At 59.2% G+C, this 14,201-nt stretch carries 14 protein-coding genes; 8 read left to right on the forward strand and 6 right to left on the reverse strand.

Translation table 11 applies throughout. The features are described from left to right. The first annotated feature begins 21 nt into the window (after positions 1–21). From FPZ52_RS15075 to FPZ52_RS15105, 7 genes are read left to right on the forward strand one after another with little or no spacing between them, the layout of a single operon-like run. Entirely contained in the window at positions 22–912 is an 891-nt protein-coding gene (locus FPZ52_RS15075; RefSeq protein ID WP_146366453.1) for a carbohydrate ABC transporter permease, read from the forward strand. Next, positions 912–1,757 carry a carbohydrate ABC transporter permease gene (locus FPZ52_RS15080; RefSeq protein ID WP_146366454.1) on the forward strand — a complete coding sequence of 282 codons (846 nt, stop codon included), beginning with the start codon at positions 912–914 and terminating at the stop codon, positions 1,755–1,757. The genes FPZ52_RS15075 and FPZ52_RS15080 overlap by 1 nt, the downstream gene beginning before the upstream one ends. Further along, positions 1,754–3,673, forward strand: coding sequence for a glycoside hydrolase family 127 protein (locus FPZ52_RS15085; RefSeq protein WP_146366455.1), 1,920 nt, complete (start codon positions 1,754–1,756; stop codon positions 3,671–3,673). Before FPZ52_RS15080 ends, FPZ52_RS15085 begins: the two co-directional genes overlap by 4 nt. Positions 3,674–3,676: 3 nt before the next feature. After that, the gene (locus FPZ52_RS15090; protein ID WP_146366456.1) at positions 3,677–4,765 is read left to right on the forward strand and encodes an ABC transporter ATP-binding protein; all 1,089 of its coding nucleotides are present in this window, start codon (positions 3,677–3,679) and stop codon (positions 4,763–4,765) included. Further along, the gene (locus FPZ52_RS15095; RefSeq protein ID WP_420851730.1) at positions 4,762–5,973 is read left to right on the forward strand and encodes a Tm-1-like ATP-binding domain-containing protein; all 1,212 of its coding nucleotides are present in this window, start codon (positions 4,762–4,764) and stop codon (positions 5,971–5,973) included. The genes FPZ52_RS15090 and FPZ52_RS15095 overlap by 4 nt, the downstream gene beginning before the upstream one ends. Further along, entirely contained in the window at positions 5,970–6,809 is an 840-nt protein-coding gene (locus FPZ52_RS15100) for a phosphoenolpyruvate hydrolase family protein (protein ID WP_146366457.1), read from the forward strand. Before FPZ52_RS15095 ends, FPZ52_RS15100 begins: the two co-directional genes overlap by 4 nt. A gap of 19 nt (positions 6,810–6,828) precedes the next feature. Continuing rightward, complete coding sequence (locus FPZ52_RS15105; RefSeq protein WP_146366458.1) at positions 6,829–7,263, forward strand: SRPBCC family protein; 435 nt, start codon at positions 6,829–6,831, stop codon at positions 7,261–7,263. Here FPZ52_RS15105 and FPZ52_RS15110 read toward each other — a convergent pair. From FPZ52_RS15110 to FPZ52_RS15120, 3 genes are read right to left on the reverse strand one after another with little or no spacing between them, the layout of a single operon-like run. Further along, positions 7,260–9,008 (reverse strand): phosphoenolpyruvate hydrolase family protein, encoded by a 1,749-nt coding sequence (locus FPZ52_RS15110; protein WP_146366459.1) that lies wholly within the window; start codon positions 9,006–9,008, stop codon positions 7,260–7,262. The genes FPZ52_RS15105 and FPZ52_RS15110 overlap by 4 nt on opposite strands. Continuing rightward, on the reverse strand, positions 8,989–10,053 hold the full coding sequence (locus tag FPZ52_RS15115) for a Gfo/Idh/MocA family protein (RefSeq protein WP_146366460.1): 1,065 nt from the start codon (positions 10,051–10,053) through the stop codon (positions 8,989–8,991). The genes FPZ52_RS15110 and FPZ52_RS15115 overlap by 20 nt, the downstream gene beginning before the upstream one ends. Continuing rightward, positions 10,054–10,686 carry a cupin domain-containing protein gene (locus FPZ52_RS15120; RefSeq protein ID WP_146366701.1) on the reverse strand — a complete coding sequence of 211 codons (633 nt, stop codon included), beginning with the start codon at positions 10,684–10,686 and terminating at the stop codon, positions 10,054–10,056. Positions 10,687–10,741: 55 nt separating this feature from the next. On the opposite strand from FPZ52_RS15120, the gene FPZ52_RS19295 reads away from it, so the two are divergent. Then, the gene (locus FPZ52_RS19295) at positions 10,742–11,242 is read left to right on the forward strand and encodes a phosphoenolpyruvate hydrolase family protein (protein ID WP_146366461.1); all 501 of its coding nucleotides are present in this window, start codon (positions 10,742–10,744) and stop codon (positions 11,240–11,242) included. Between the two features lie 40 nt (positions 11,243–11,282). Here FPZ52_RS19295 and FPZ52_RS15130 read toward each other — a convergent pair whose 3' ends face one another. Genes FPZ52_RS15130 through FPZ52_RS15140 form a run of 3 tightly spaced genes read right to left on the reverse strand, consistent with a single transcriptional unit; the run spans position 11,283 to position 14,127 of the window. Then, a complete protein-coding gene (locus FPZ52_RS15130) occupies positions 11,283–12,101 on the reverse strand; it encodes an ABC transporter ATP-binding protein (protein ID WP_146366462.1) in 819 nt (272 codons plus the stop codon). Next, positions 12,098–13,138, reverse strand: a complete 1,041-nt coding sequence (locus FPZ52_RS15135; RefSeq protein ID WP_146366463.1) for a FecCD family ABC transporter permease — start codon at positions 13,136–13,138, stop codon at positions 12,098–12,100. The genes FPZ52_RS15130 and FPZ52_RS15135 overlap by 4 nt, the downstream gene beginning before the upstream one ends. After that, entirely contained in the window at positions 13,135–14,127 is a 993-nt protein-coding gene (locus FPZ52_RS15140; RefSeq protein ID WP_146366464.1) for a FecCD family ABC transporter permease, read from the reverse strand. The genes FPZ52_RS15135 and FPZ52_RS15140 overlap by 4 nt, the downstream gene beginning before the upstream one ends. Between the last annotated feature and the right edge of the window lie 74 nt (positions 14,128–14,201).

Below are 14,201 nucleotides of genomic sequence, written 5' to 3' on the forward strand. Positions count from 1 at the left end.
CACCGGATAGCGGAGACCGAAATGGCCGCCAGATCATATGTCAGCCGAAGCTGGCTTACGGGATTACTGTATGTAGCACCTGCCTTGATCTTCATCGGGGTGATCGTGCTCTACCCGTTCGCGCAGCTTGTCTACATGTCGATGTTCCGTTGGAACCTGCTTGAAGGTCAGGGCGCATTCCGTGGCTTTGGAAATTACGTTCGTGCTTGGGAAGATGAACAGTTCTGGACGTCACTTTGGTTTACGTTGAAATATACTTTGGTCATTACGCCAATTCTGCTGGTGCTGGGCTATTTGGCGGCGCTGCTGACAATGGGGCGTTCACGCATACAGAATTTCACGCGCGGGGTGATCTTTCTGCCCGTCGTTATCGGTCTGGGGTCGTCGTCGATCCTGTGGTTCTGGCTGTTCGATCAGCAGGTCGGACTATTTAACAAGCTTCTCATGGATGTCGGACTGATCGACAACGCGCCCGTGTGGTTTGCCGATCAGAACATGGCGATGCTGGGCGTCATCATCTCGGTCACCTGGAAGATCGTGGGGCTGGGGATGATCCTGTTTGTTGCGGCGCTGCAATCCATCCCGAATGACATTACCGAGGCTGGCATGATCGACGGCGCAGGTTACTGGCGGCGCGTCTGGTCGATCATGGTGCCGCTGACCTTGCCGACAATCACGCTTTTCATCATCGTCAGCGCGGTTCCGTCGCTTCTGGCCTTCGACCAGTTCTACATCATGACGCAGGGTGGCCCGCGCAACCAGACGATCACGTCGGTCTATTGGATCTACACGAACTCGTTCCGCAGTTTTCGTCTGGGGTACGGTGCGGCGCTGTCGGTGATACTCGTCGCCATGATCTTCGCCATGGCCAGCCTGCAAATTCTGATCACTCGCTGGAAGGGACGCCGCTGATGTCTATTGCCGGTCAAACAAATCGCAAGCGGTATCTGGTTACGGCTATTTGCCTGTTCGTCGTGGCGCTGATGGTATTTCCGTTGATCGTGTCGCTGTTCGCGTCCGTGAAACCGGCAGCGGAGGCGCAGGCCGTGCCGCCGAGCTACCTGCCCACGTCGCTGTCGCTGGAGAGCTATCTGAACTTCGCCAATTACCAGGCCGGGTTGGGGGTCTACCTGACCAATTCTCTGGTCGTGGCGTTTCTGACGATTTTCTTCTGTCTGCTGCTTGCAGTTCCGGCAGGCTATGGTCTTGCGCGTTTTCCTATCCCGGGCAAGGAGTTCCTGTTTCTGCTGCTTCTGGCCAGCTTGATGATCCCCTATCAAGCTCTGCTGACACCGCTGCTTCTGGTCTTCAACAAGCTGGGGTTACAGCAGACACAGGTGGGGTTGGCGTTGATCCATACGGCGTTGCAGATGCCCTTCAGCGTCTACCTGATGCGCACCAGTTTCGAGGCGGTTCCGAAAGACCTGGAGGAGGCTGCGATGATCGATGGGTGCAACAGCATGGAAGCGCTGTTCCGTATCTTCCTGCCGGCGGTGGTGCCGGGCATGACGACCGTTGCGCTATTTGCCTTCATCATGAGCTGGAACGAATTCATCGCCGCGCTGATCTTCATGAACAGTGAAAGCAAATTTACCATTCCCGTCATGCTGGTGGCCTCGCGCACAGGCAGCTACGGCGCCATCGACTGGGGCATGCTGCAAGCGGGCGTGATCATTTCCATTCTTCCCTGCGCGCTGCTCTATGTTTTCTTGCAGAAGTATTACGTGAGCGGCTTCCTGAACGGAGCAGTCAAATGACGAAACCCTCCCGCAAAAGCCTCGCCGTGCCGTTTACCGATGTAGAGCTGACCGGCGCTTTCTGGAAAGAACGGCTGGATACCGTTTTGGAAACGACCATCCCGACCCAGTACGCCAAGCTTGAAGAAAGCGGCATCCGCGAATGCATGAAACGTCGTGATGATAACCCACCGCTCTATATTCCTCGCAACGAGCACGGCTTTACGCAGGAGATTTTTCGCGACAGCGATGCGGCCAAGTGGATCGAGGCGGCGAGCTATGCCCTGCGCCACCGGATGGACGATACCATTGTCGCGCAGATCGAGGGTATCATCGACGATCTTGAAGCCGCGCAGGAGCCGGACGGCTATCTGAACCTGTGGTATCTGCGGCATGAGCCTGAGAACCGCTGGACCAACCTGCGCGACAATCACGAACTTTATTGTGCAGGGCACATGCTGGAAGGCGCGTTGGCCTATTGGCAAGCCACGGGGCGCCGACGGTTGCTCGACATCACGGAGCGCTACCTGGATCATATCCGGGATATGTTCGGGCCAGAGCCGGGGAAGCGTAAGGGCTATCCGGGACATCAGGAAATCGAACTGGCGCTGATCAAGCTTTACCATGCAACGGGTGAACAGAAGCATCTCGAACTGGCAAAATACTTCATCGACCAACGTGGGCAGCACCCGCATTATTTCATCGAGGAAATGCAGGCGCGCGGCGAGGCGAACGAAGACTGGGTGCAAGGCACACTGGAATATAATCAGTCGCATCTGCCGGTTCGTGAACAGACCAAGGTTGTCGGGCATGCGGTCCGTGCAATGTATATGTATGCTGCGATGGCCGACATGGCGGCGGAGACTGCGGATGAAGATCTTGCGCGCGCGTGCCGCGCCCTATGGCATGACGTCGTCGATCGTCGGATGTATGTAACCGGCGGTTTTGGACCATCGGCCAGCAATGAAGGCTTCACCGAGGACTGGGACCTGCCCAACGCAACCGCGTATGCTGAAACATGCGCGTCTGTTGCGATGGTGTTCTGGGCGCGGCGAATGCTCGATCTGGAACTGGATGGGCAGTATGCCGACATCATGGAACTGTCGCTGTTCAACGGCGCGTTGGTTGGATTGTCGCGCAAGGGCGATACGTATTTCTACGACAACCCGTTGGAAAGCGACGGATCCCATCATCGCTGGGACTGGCACTTCTGCCCCTGCTGCACGATGAACGTCTCGCGCCTGATCGCGTCAGTTGCGGGCTATTTCTGTTCAACCGGGCCCGGCTTGGCCGCGATGCATATCTATGGCGGGATCGAGGCGAAGCTCGACATAGACGGGCGGCCTGTCACATTGTCCGAGGCATCGGGCTATCCCTATGACGGGACTGTCAATGTAGAATTGGGTCTGGACGGCCCGCACAGCTTTACGCTGGCATTGCGTGTTCCCGGCTGGGCCAAGGATTTCACGGTTCGTATCAATGGTGAAGCCGTCACCGCGTTCACTGAGAACGGATACCTTCGGTTGAACCGTGAGTGGCAAGACGGCGATCGCGTGACGCTGGATCTGCCGATGCGGGGCGAGAGGCTCTGGGCGCATCCGAATGTTGCGGATGACCGAGGCCGCGTTGCGCTACGCCGGGGGCCACTGGTCTATTGTGTGGAAGCGAAGGACACGCCGGAATTGCCTTATCTGACTTTGCCGCGCGATGCAGAACTCGCCACGGCCAAGATGAACGACTTCGGTGGAACGGTTGCCATTCGTGCTGCGGCACGGGCAATCGACACAGCGGGTTGGGGCGATGACCTGTATAGCCCTCACCCGCCGCGAACCGACGCAACCACAATGACAGCGATCCCTTACTTCCTTTGGAACAACAGGGGGGCCAACCGGATGCAGGTCTGGATTCCGGAATCACCTGCGCAAGCGGAAGGATAAGCCATGCACCACGTTGAAGTGAGAAACGTGTCGAAAAAATTCGGCGATTTGCAGGTGATGCATGACATCGATCTCGGGATCGGCGACGGGGAGTTCTGCGCGCTGCTCGGGCCATCGGGCTGCGGAAAGTCGACGCTTCTGCGGATGATCTGCGGATTGGAAACTGTGACTGAAGGGTCCATTCACATCGCGGGAAAGGACGTGACAGCGGTCGCTCCGGACCGTCGCGGCATTGCCATGGTGTTCCAGTCCTACGCGCTCTATCCGCATATGACGGTAAAGCAGAACATCGGGTTTTCGCTGAAGGTTGCGCGCCTTCCAAGGGATCAAATCGAAGGCAAGACCCAGGAGATCGCGCGTCTGCTGCAACTGGAACCCTACCTTGATCGCAAGCCTGCCGATTTGTCGGGTGGCCAGCGCCAGCGCGTGGCGATCGGGCGGTCTCTGGTCCGGTCTCCGGAGGTATTCCTGTTCGATGAGCCGCTGTCGAATCTCGATGCGAAACTCAGGGTGCAGATGCGGTTGGAACTGGCCCGGCTCCACAAGGAGTTGGACACCACCATGATCTATGTGACCCATGATCAGGTCGAGGCCATGACGCTGGCCGACCGGATCGTGGTGCTGGATGCAGGACGGATCAGCCAGGTTGGTACGCCGCTTGAGCTATACCACGAACCTGCAAACACCTTCGTCGCGGCGTTCATCGGCTCGCCGGGTATGAATTTTCTGGAAGCAGAGTTGACGTCTTCCGACACGGGCGGGGTCCAGGCGGTCCTGTCTGGCGGCTCGGCGATTGACCTGCCGGAGCACGTCGCAGGCAAGCTGTCGAACATGAATGGCATGACGTTGGGCGTCCGTCCTGAATCCGTGCGCCCCGTCGCGCCCGAGGCACCCGAGGCATTGCTTGCGGGTGAAGCGGAACTGGTCGAGTTGCTTGGAAATTCCAGCGTCGTTCATGTCGCAACGCAAGCCGGTCCGGTGATCCTTCAAGGCGATGGCGATTTGCCTATCCGGCTGGGAGACAAGGTTGGTTTGACCTTTGAGCCGCGCCGTACGCATTTGTTCGATGCACGGGGGCAAGCGGTCCGTTGACGCAGGCAGTTCCAATCCTCGTTATCGGTACGATGGATACGAAAGCACAGGAATTGTGTTTCGTGCGGGATCGTCTGGCAGCAGAGGGGCATACCGTTCTGATGGTTGACGTGTCCACCAGCGGCAAAGGATGGGGGGCCGACATAACGGCCGAGGCTGTGGCCGAGTGCCACCAGAATGGGTCAACGGTCGTGTTCACGGACGAACGAGGAAGCGCGGTGGAGGCAATGTCCCGGGCGCTCACCGAATGGATCGCGAGACAGAAGATCGCCGGAGCAATTGGCTTGGGCGGATCAGGAGGAACGGCGCTGATCGCGCCAGCGTTGCGGTGTTTGCCCCTGGGCGTTCCGAAGCTGCTGGTTTCGACCGTGGCTTCGGGAAATACGGCACCTTTCATCGACACGAGCGATCTGATCATGGTGCCGTCCGTGACCGACATTGGCGGATTGAACCGGGTCTCGCGTCCGATCCTCGCCAATGCCGCTGCCGCGCTCTCAGGAATGCTTGATTGCAAGAAGGTCGAGGACCCATCGGACTTACCGACAGTCGCTTTGACGATGTTCGGCGTGACCACCCCTTGCGTGACGGCGGTTTGCGACCGGATCAAGGACCGCTTCGACCCCATCGTCTTTCATGCCACCGGAACGGGCGGCCGGTCGATGGAGAACCTTGCCCTGGCCGGTCAGTTGGACGCTGTAATGGATCTGACGACAACCGAGTTATGCGATCGGTTGGCTGGAGGGATCATGGCGGCATCTCCGGACCGCATTGCAAGGCTCGCTCCGCTTGGAATCCCCTATATCGGGTCGGCGGGTGCGCTGGATATGGTGAATTTTGCGGCGGCGGACACAGTGCCTGAACGATATTCAGACCGGCTGCTTTATCGACACAACCCGCAAATCACCCTGATGCGCACAACCGCGCCGGAATGCGCGCAAATAGGACGTGAAATCGGTGAAGCATTGAATCTGTTCGATGGGCCAACCGTCTTTCTGATCCCTGAGGGTGGCGTATCTGCGCTGGACGCGCCCGGACAACCTTTTCACGATCCGACAGCGGATGCCGCGCTATTTGAGGCTGTTGAAGCCACACTGCGTCAAACGTCAAAGCGTCGCGTGATCCGGCTGCCCCATCACATTAACGATCCGGCCTTCGCGTCCGTCGCCGCCGGGTTGCTGGAAGACATGATGAACGAGGTAAGAACATGACCCAACATGACCGGCAGGGACTGTTGAAAAAGTTCAGAGATCAGATCGCACAAGGCCGACCTATCATCGGCGGTGGTGCGGGAACCGGGTTGTCGGCGAAATGCGAAGAAGCCGGTGGTGTGGACTTGATCGTGATCTACAATTCCGGCCGCTATCGCATGGCGGGGCGCGGGTCACTGGCCGGAGTTCTGGCTTATGGCAATGCCAATGAGATCGTCATGGACATGGCGCGTGAAGTTATTCCCGTTGTGCAGCACACACCGGTGCTGGCAGGGGTGAACGGCACCGATCCGTTTTGCCGCTTCGATACGTTTCTCGACGATATCAGGCGCGCCGGGTTCGCGGGAGTGCAAAACTTTCCCACGGTGGGGTTGATTGACGGAAACTTTCGGCAAAATCTTGAAGAAACGGGGATGGGCTATGACAAGGAAGTTGACCTTATCGCACTCGCCCGCAGCAAGGATCTGTTGACCACCCCCTACGTTTTTGACGTTGAGCAGGCCCGGCGTATGACGCGGGCGGGCGCTGACATCGTGGTAGCGCATATGGGGCTGACCACTGGTGGCGCTATTGGAGCAGATACCGCGATGACGCTAGACGACGCGCGCGATCAGGTTGCGCGCATCGCGGCCGCCGCACTTAAGGAGCGCGATGATGTCTTGGTTCTGTGTCATGGTGGTCCAATAGCAGAGCCCGAGCATGCGCAGTTCATCTTGGACAACTGCCCGCAATGCCACGGCTTCTACGGGGCAAGCAGCATGGAGCGTTTACCAACGGAACGCGCTCTCGTCGCACAGATCGAAGCCTTCAAGAATATTCGCCGCCAAGACACGTAAAACCCGAAGGAGATACAGCATGGCTAAGGTCTATATCAGTGATGTCATCGACGCACCGCTCGACAAGGTCTGGAATTTTGCTCGCGACTTCAACGGTCATGGCGATTGGCATCCTATCATCGAGAAAAGCGAGATCGAGGGCGGCAAGCCTTCGGATCAGGTGGGATGTGTTCGGGCATTTTCGACGAGTGATGGCGGTTTCCTGCGCGAACGTCTCATCGCGTTCTCCGACAAGGACCATTTCTTCACTTACGAGATTCTCGAAAGTCCCATGCCGATCGAGAATTACGTTGCCAGTTTCCGCTGCACGCAGATCACGGAAGGCGATAGAACCTTCGTGGAATGGTGGGCCGAGTTCGATGTGGCACCTGAAGACGAGGCGGAGATCAGGCAGCGTGTGGGCAGAAACACGTTCGCGGCAGGCATCCGTGCGATCGCGGAGCGGTTGGACTAGGTGCGCGTACCTTCCCGATCCAGCGCATAGCGACGGATCTTGTTGTAAAGTGTCTTGCGCGAGATTCCGAGGTAGACCGCTGTTTCGCTGCGGTTGAAACGATTTCTGCGCAACCCGTCCAGTATCCAGTCCTTTTCACTGGCGAATAGCGATCTGCCTGCATCCGGCGACTTGAGATCGCCAAGTTCGACCGGTGTAATGACGTCGCTGTTGCCCGCCAATGCGGCGTTTTCTACGCTGCGCCGAAGTTCGTCCACATCTCCGGGCCAGTCATAGTCCACCAACCTGCGCCACGCCGCTGCGTCGAGACGCAGCAGGGGTCGACGCATCCGTGCGCGAAGATCACGCAGGACCAGATCGAGCACGGAGGACACGTCTTCGGTACGATCTGACAGCCGCGGAACAGGCAGATGAACCAAACCCGGTGTCGCGGCCATATCCATGCCCGACACAAGAATCAGGCGCAGGTCGACGGGGTAGGTGCGGGTGCCGCCAATCTGTTTGGCTTGTCCCAGCCGAACGGCATCAGCCACTTCCTGGATCAAAGCACATGACGTGTCAGCGACGCAGTCGAGGATCAAGGTGGCGCCGCCAGCTGCTTCAAGAACGCCTATGCGCCCCCTATCCCTGTTCGGGTGTGCTCCGGCAACATGCCCGAAGATTTCCAGACGTCGCTCTTCACTGTTGCTGCCATCCAGACAGATGGTCACGGCTTCGCGTCGGCGTCTTCGGCTTAGCCGGTGCAATGTTTCGGCCACCGACCGTGTTCCGGCGGTATCGGGAACGGCAATATGAACCGCCACATCGCTTTCGGATACCCTCATCAATTGGTCGCGCGCTCTGCGTATCGTTTCGGAGCGCCCGGCCAGTTGGATAGGGAATACCGGTTGCATCGTGTCCGATGTGTCGGGGGCGGTGGAGCGTGCGCCAATTGTCTTGAAACTGGCCGTTGTCGCTTCGATGGCGGATTCGATCGGGACACGGTCGATCGTTGAGCCGCCGACATAGCCGTCGATGTTCACAAACCCGCACAGCTCTTCCAGGTGTCGGGGGCTGACAATGGGTCCGCCTTCGACCAAGCAGAGCGTTCCCTTGGAAATCGACCCTACGGCACGCGCGGCGCGATCCACATGGATGGCGGCTTCTTCGATCGCGCGTAAAGTGCCGTCGTCTTCGGGCGCCCCCTCGGCGCCGCCTTGGTTCCAGCCCAAACCGATGATGACCATTTCAGCGCTGGATGCGGCGGCCTGTTCAGCTTCATGGACTGAATGAGAATATGCCAGCGTCGCAAGTCCGGCATCGCGAGCCAGAGCCAGCAGTTCCATTTCCCGATCATAGCCTAGGTCGGCGTCTTCCAGCCGTTGCCGCATCGATCCGCTCAGCATTGAGGCCGTCGGAAAATTTGCGATCCCCGCGAAGCCCGAGCGCCTTGCTGTGTCGACAAGTTGAGGCAGGTCGGTGCGGGGGTCGAAACAACAGGCACCGAAAATCACAGGAACATTCGCGCGCGGGAGAATTTCCGATTCCGCAAAACCCATGACGAAGCTGTTGGCTTCATTAAAGGCGATCATAGAGCTGATTGAAGGCTCACCCATACTGCGAAGGCGCCCCGCATTCAGTGCCAGTAGAAAATCAGCACCGCCACGCATCGCAAAATTGGCGGCGAGACCGGTGCCGATTGCTGCGCCTATCAGCATTCGGCCCTTGTCGCGCCGTAGAAGCGGGTTAGGAGAAACCTCCGACATAATCCTGCACCTCGATTGCGCGCCCGGACCGGACGCTTTCGATAGATGCGAAGATCAGCGCGCTGGCCTGGATGTTCTTCTCGACGATGGTTTCCATTTCGGGGCCGCCGTCAAGCCAGTCGCAGAACTTCTCGATCAACCACGTGTTCAGCCATTTGGGTTGCTCCAGGAGCGGGACCTTCTGGCCCTGTCCTTCGCGGTGGCGCTGGTGTGACAATGGCTGGCGCGTGAATATCTCGATCTCGCGGCTGTTAAGTATCGCAGTGCCGTTTTCGCATTCGACCCGCACATATTCCTTGGTCCAGTCGTTCAGGCCCGTTGCGGAGCTTGATGAGCCTTCGTAAATGCCCCGCACACCGTTCTCGAACACCATCGTCACGATTCCGTCGGTGTCGCCGGCGTATTCGGCCCAGTCCGGATTCCACGTTGTGGCGAAGAGCGTTTGGCACTTCGCGCCCGCCAGATCGGCGACCATGTCCAGATGGTGTACGGCCCCTTCGATCAGCAGAGGATCCTGCATTGTGTGCCGGAAAAGCGTGCCCCAATCCATGTGTCCGCGCATGTCCGATGCATAGCGGCAACTGACATAGGACACTTCGCCCAACTGGCCGGAGCGGATGATCTTGCGCAGTGTCGTCTTGTCCTGATCGAAGCGGTGGCTCATGGTTACGGCCATTTTACGACCGGCTTCTCGAACCTTTCGTGCGATGCGCACGGATGCTTCCATGCTGTCGGCAATTGGCTTTTCGCACAGGATATCGACGCCATGGGCCAGCGCGACGTCGATGACCGCCTCGTGGAATTCCGGTGGCACGACGACCGTGCAGAAATCCGCCTCATGCTGAGCGAAGGCTTCAGCGATGTCTGTGTGACAGGCGCTGTCGGGCAGGCCAAGCAGTTCTTGGCCCTTCGCGACGGCCTCGGTGTCGACATCGGCAATTGCGACAACTTCGATCGTGCCATCGACAATGTTGCGTGACAGGAATTCGCTGCACCAGCGGCGGCCAAAGCTGCCAACACCTACATGGATTACGCGCTTTGTCATTCAATCTCTCCCTTCCGCCGGGTTTGCCTGTCCATGAGTGTGTTCCCACAGATGTCCGATCCTCTTCTGCCGACCCAGACCGGTTTCAAAATATATTGCTGTGACAGGTTCCGGTGCTTGTGGCATGTCGTGATGGCGCCCCATGCCAATACACAGGCAGTCACCGGGCGCCATTTCGGCAGCTTCATTCTGGACGACAACCGTCGCCCTGCCTTCAAGAATGATCCAGTACTCATCACAGTCGTGATAGTGAGAGTCGATGCAGGTGCTTTTCGGATAGGTCACCGGATCACCACCATCCTTGGGCGCAGCGACATCTTTCGCGCTAAACACGCCGCAGCCGCCCAACTCGTTTCCCCACTCACCGGCCAGCCGTACTGCGGTCGCGGTTTCCGACAGCCCGCTGATTTCGACAGTGCGAGTTCCAGGCAAAATGTCCAGGAATTGTCCGGGCGAAAGCACAATGCCCTTGCTTCCCTGCCTTACAACAATTCCGCCGTTTGCCGCCACAATGCGCTCGCTTTGTCGGGTCCGCAGGAATTGTTGAGAGGACTGTCCGACTTCGAAGATCTGGAACTCCCTCAACTCGCACCATTCTGGAAATGTTTGGTTCTCGCGAAGAATGCGCGGCATCATGCTCCTCCCAAAGCAATGCTGTTCTTGACGCCAGTCATGACGTGAGGATCAAATGCAGAAAAGGCGGGAGGCACGTTCGGTGGGTAAAAATGGGCAATCGGTTCCCGTTGTGGTGGCGACTTGGTCGAAGCTGTCCCAAGCGGGCCCGTGCAGGATCTACTGTCCGTGCCTTAAGGGGCTTCCGGCCGAATTGGCTGCCCATCTTGCGATATTGCCCATTCATGACGCTAACGGTGTTCTATTGCGAGAGCTGCCCCGGGAGACGGAACATCTCGCGCCGGAGTTCGCAGCGGTATGCCTCTCAGATCCGTTCAGAAGAGCCGAAATGCTGTTCGCGGCGATACGGGCGGCGGGAATCCGAGGTATCGTGAACTTTCCAAGCGTCACAACACTGTTCGGCTCTGACAGGGATGACAACTTGCGCAAGCTATATAGGCGCGAACTTGACCATCTTGATCTGGCGAAGACCATGGGCTTTGAGGTTCTGCGTATCGGAGTGGATGTTGCGAACGGCGATTTTCCCGTGAATCAACTGGAGTTTCTGTTGGACTAGCGGGAGCTCACGTAGTTGCCAAGCCCGCGAAGACCGAATGTTACTCCGCAACCAGCGAAGCTTTCGTCATGGCGCGCGGGTAGGGAACGACCAGAGGATGCGTTGCACCGGGCAGGGTGATGATCTGGCAGTCGATCCCGAAGACCTGCGACAGCACGTCTTCGCGCATGACAGATGTCACATCGCCTTGGGCCGCGATCCGGCCACTCTCGAACAGAACGATATGGTCGGCGTAGCGCGCGGCAAGGTTCAGATCATGCAGCACGACCACGACGCTGCGTTGCTCTTGCTGGTTCAGCTTTCGCAACAGCTCCAGAACCTCCAGCGCGTGCGCGATGTCGAGATGGTTGGTCGGTTCGTCCAGCAAGATGATCCCGGCCTCTTGTGCCAGCACCATCGCGATCCAGGCGCGCTGGCGCTGACCGCCAGACAAGCTGTCTATAGGGGTATCGGCAAGGTCTTCGATTGCCGCAGCATGGATCGCGCGTTCGCAGGCGGTTTTGTCCGTGGTGGATGGTCCCGAAAGCGGCTTCCGATGCGCGTATCGGCCAAGCATTACCAGATCAGCCACGCGCATATCACCCGGCGCGTCCGGAGATTGCGACAGCATGGCGACTGCGCGAGCCAGATCACGCCCACTCCAGTCGGATAGCGAACGCCCATCGACTGTCAGAACCCCGTTTTGCGAAGGCATCAGACGTCGGATCAGACGTAGTGCCGTCGACTTGCCACTGCCGTTGGGGCCGCACAGTGCGACGATCTTTCCGGCCGGCAGGTCCAGATCCAGATCGCGGAAGATCAGCCTGTTGCCATAGCCCGCGCCAACACCGTCGAAACGGGCAAGGGATGGGTCGGTCATGCGGGTCTCCGTCGCAGAAGAAGCAGGTAAAGAAACAGCGGCGCTCCGAACAGGGCAGTGAGTGCACCAGCGGGCAATTCCAGCGGTGGTATGGCGATCCGCGCGATGATGTCGGCGGCCAGCACGAGGCACGCGCCGAGTGTCGCGGACGCGATCAGGAACGGTGCGCCCCGCCCGGCGATGATCCGGCGCGCAAGATGCGGGGCGATCAGGCCGACGAATCCGATGGCTCCGACAAAGGCCACGGCGGCTGCGGTCAGCAACACAGCCAGGCCGATCAGCGACGTCTGGGACCGGCCAAGGCTCAAGCCGGTGGACCGTGCGCTGTCAGGATCAAGTTGAAGCTGAGTCAGGGGCAACACTGCGAGCCACAGAAGCGGGACGGACAGGGCCAGCACGCTCGCAACGGTCCAGACATCCGTCCAATGGGCCGCGCCAACAGAGCCTGTCAGCCAAGTCAACGCTTGCGATGCGCGATAGACGGGGCCGAGTATCATCATGATAGTCACGGCAGCTTTGGCCAGCGCACCAATCGCAACACCATAGAGGATAAGCCGCGTCGGGTCGCTTCGGCTGTCTGCAAAAGTCAGCGTGGCGACGATCACGGTGAACACGGCGGCACCGGTTACGGCGGCAAGGGGTAGCCAATGCACGGATACGGTCAGGTTGTTCGATTCATCCGAGAACGTCCACAGGAACGCGACTACACCCACCGCAGCCCCGTCCGTAATCCCAAGAATAGATGGCGCAGCCAGCGGGTTACGGGTCACGCGCTGCAAGATCGTGCCTGCCAGCGCCAGACAAGCGCCAGCCAATGCGGCAAGGGCGACGCGCGGCAGGCGTAGCGTCCAGACGATGACCTGATCCGGCCCGTCAGATTGCCTGAGCAATGCCGCCAGTACGCGGTCAGGTGGCATGAAACTCGACCCGATACCGATGCCCAGCACGATCAGGACGCTTAGCAAGGCGGCGAGAGCCGCCAAGGGAAACGTATCCGTTCTGCGGGCTGGCTGGTTGTTGGTCAGAACGTTTGTCATGCGGTAACCACGCGCGAACGGCGCAACAGCGAGATCAGCGCGGGAACGCCCACGACCGCCAGAACGGTCGTGATAGGGGCTTCGCCGGGGGCAACGATGATCCGTGCGACGATGTCGGCGGTTACGGCCAGAAGCGCGCCCGTCAGCAGGCTGAGAATGATCAGTTTGCGATGCTCGGTGGCGTCCGCGCAAAGCCGCCGCGCGATGTGGGGTGCGACAAGGCCAAGGAAGGCTATCGGCCCGGCCATGGCAACCGCCGCCGCCGCTAGCAGGGCCGCCAAGGCCAGCGATGCCAGGCGGATGCGCAGGACGGGCACACCAACGGCGGCGGCGCTGGCGTCATCGGTGCGCAAGACATCAAGGGCAGTGGACAGGGCCAAAGCTGATGCGGTTCCGGTGACCAGCACGGGCACACCGAGCCATAGCAAGAACAGGCTGCGATCCGCGAATCCGCCCGCCAGCCAGAACAGCAATGTTTCCATCGCCGCCTCGTCGACCAGCAGTAGCAGGTTGGTGATGGCACCAAACATCGCGGCGAAGGTTACGCCCGTCAGTAGTACGGTTGTCGGGTCCATGCCCCGCCCCCCCAGCGATGTCATCAGAAACACGGCGATCACCGTCAGCAATGCTCCGACACCCGCAGCTGCGGCGATGCCGCTCAGCCCCGTTACGCCTACGGTCACCATTAGGATGACGACCGCCAGTGCAGCACCGGAATTGACGCCAAGCAAGCCGGGTTCCGCCAGCGGGTTACGCGTAGCACCTTGCATCAGAAGACCGGACAATCCCAGCATTGCGCCGACGCAAGCACCAATCAGGGTGCGGGGAACGCGTAGGGTGCGGATGATCAGGTCCTCGGGGGTCTGCCCGCCCTGCAAGGCCTGCCAGACCTGATCAGGGGAATAGAGACGAAGCCCTGCATGCAGGCTCAGAACCATTGCACAGGCCAGCAGGCAAGCGATTATACAGATGATACGAAGGAACGTCATGGCATCCGACCGTTTCGCTCGGATTGACATTGGTGAGCGATTTTGTCAACCAAGCGTTGGTTCCGCGACGCCAA

Origin of the sequence: Qingshengfaniella alkalisoli, from assembly GCF_007855645.1 — a bacterium.
GTDB classification, from domain to species: Bacteria; Pseudomonadota; Alphaproteobacteria; order Rhodobacterales; family Rhodobacteraceae; genus Qingshengfaniella; species Qingshengfaniella alkalisoli.

Excerpts from the sequence above, each read along its gene's own strand:
- FPZ52_RS15100 (WP_146366457.1), top strand. The coding sequence starts at position 5,970 with ATGACCCAACATGACCGGCAGGGACTGTTGAAAAAGTTCAGAGATCAG.
- FPZ52_RS15120 (WP_146366701.1), bottom strand. The coding sequence starts at position 10,686 with ATGCCGCGCATTCTTCGCGAGAACCAAACATTTCCAGAATGGTGCGAG.
- FPZ52_RS15115 (WP_146366460.1), bottom strand. The coding sequence starts at position 10,053 with ATGACAAAGCGCGTAATCCATGTAGGTGTTGGCAGCTTTGGCCGCCGC.
- FPZ52_RS15110 (WP_146366459.1), bottom strand. The coding sequence starts at position 9,008 with ATGTCGGAGGTTTCTCCTAACCCGCTTCTACGGCGCGACAAGGGCCGA.
- FPZ52_RS15090 (WP_146366456.1), top strand. The coding sequence starts at position 3,677 with ATGCACCACGTTGAAGTGAGAAACGTGTCGAAAAAATTCGGCGATTTG.
- FPZ52_RS15080 (WP_146366454.1), top strand. The coding sequence starts at position 912 with ATGTCTATTGCCGGTCAAACAAATCGCAAGCGGTATCTGGTTACGGCT.
- FPZ52_RS15135 (WP_146366463.1), bottom strand. The coding sequence starts at position 13,138 with ATGACAAACGTTCTGACCAACAACCAGCCAGCCCGCAGAACGGATACG.
- FPZ52_RS15140 (WP_146366464.1), bottom strand. The coding sequence starts at position 14,127 with ATGACGTTCCTTCGTATCATCTGTATAATCGCTTGCCTGCTGGCCTGT.
- FPZ52_RS15130 (WP_146366462.1), bottom strand. The coding sequence starts at position 12,101 with ATGACCGACCCATCCCTTGCCCGTTTCGACGGTGTTGGCGCGGGCTAT.
- FPZ52_RS15105 (WP_146366458.1), top strand. The coding sequence starts at position 6,829 with ATGGCTAAGGTCTATATCAGTGATGTCATCGACGCACCGCTCGACAAG.
- FPZ52_RS15085 (WP_146366455.1), top strand. The coding sequence starts at position 1,754 with ATGACGAAACCCTCCCGCAAAAGCCTCGCCGTGCCGTTTACCGATGTA.
- FPZ52_RS19295 (WP_146366461.1), top strand. The coding sequence starts at position 10,742 with ATGCAGAAAAGGCGGGAGGCACGTTCGGTGGGTAAAAATGGGCAATCG.
- FPZ52_RS15075 (WP_146366453.1), top strand. The coding sequence starts at position 22 with ATGGCCGCCAGATCATATGTCAGCCGAAGCTGGCTTACGGGATTACTG.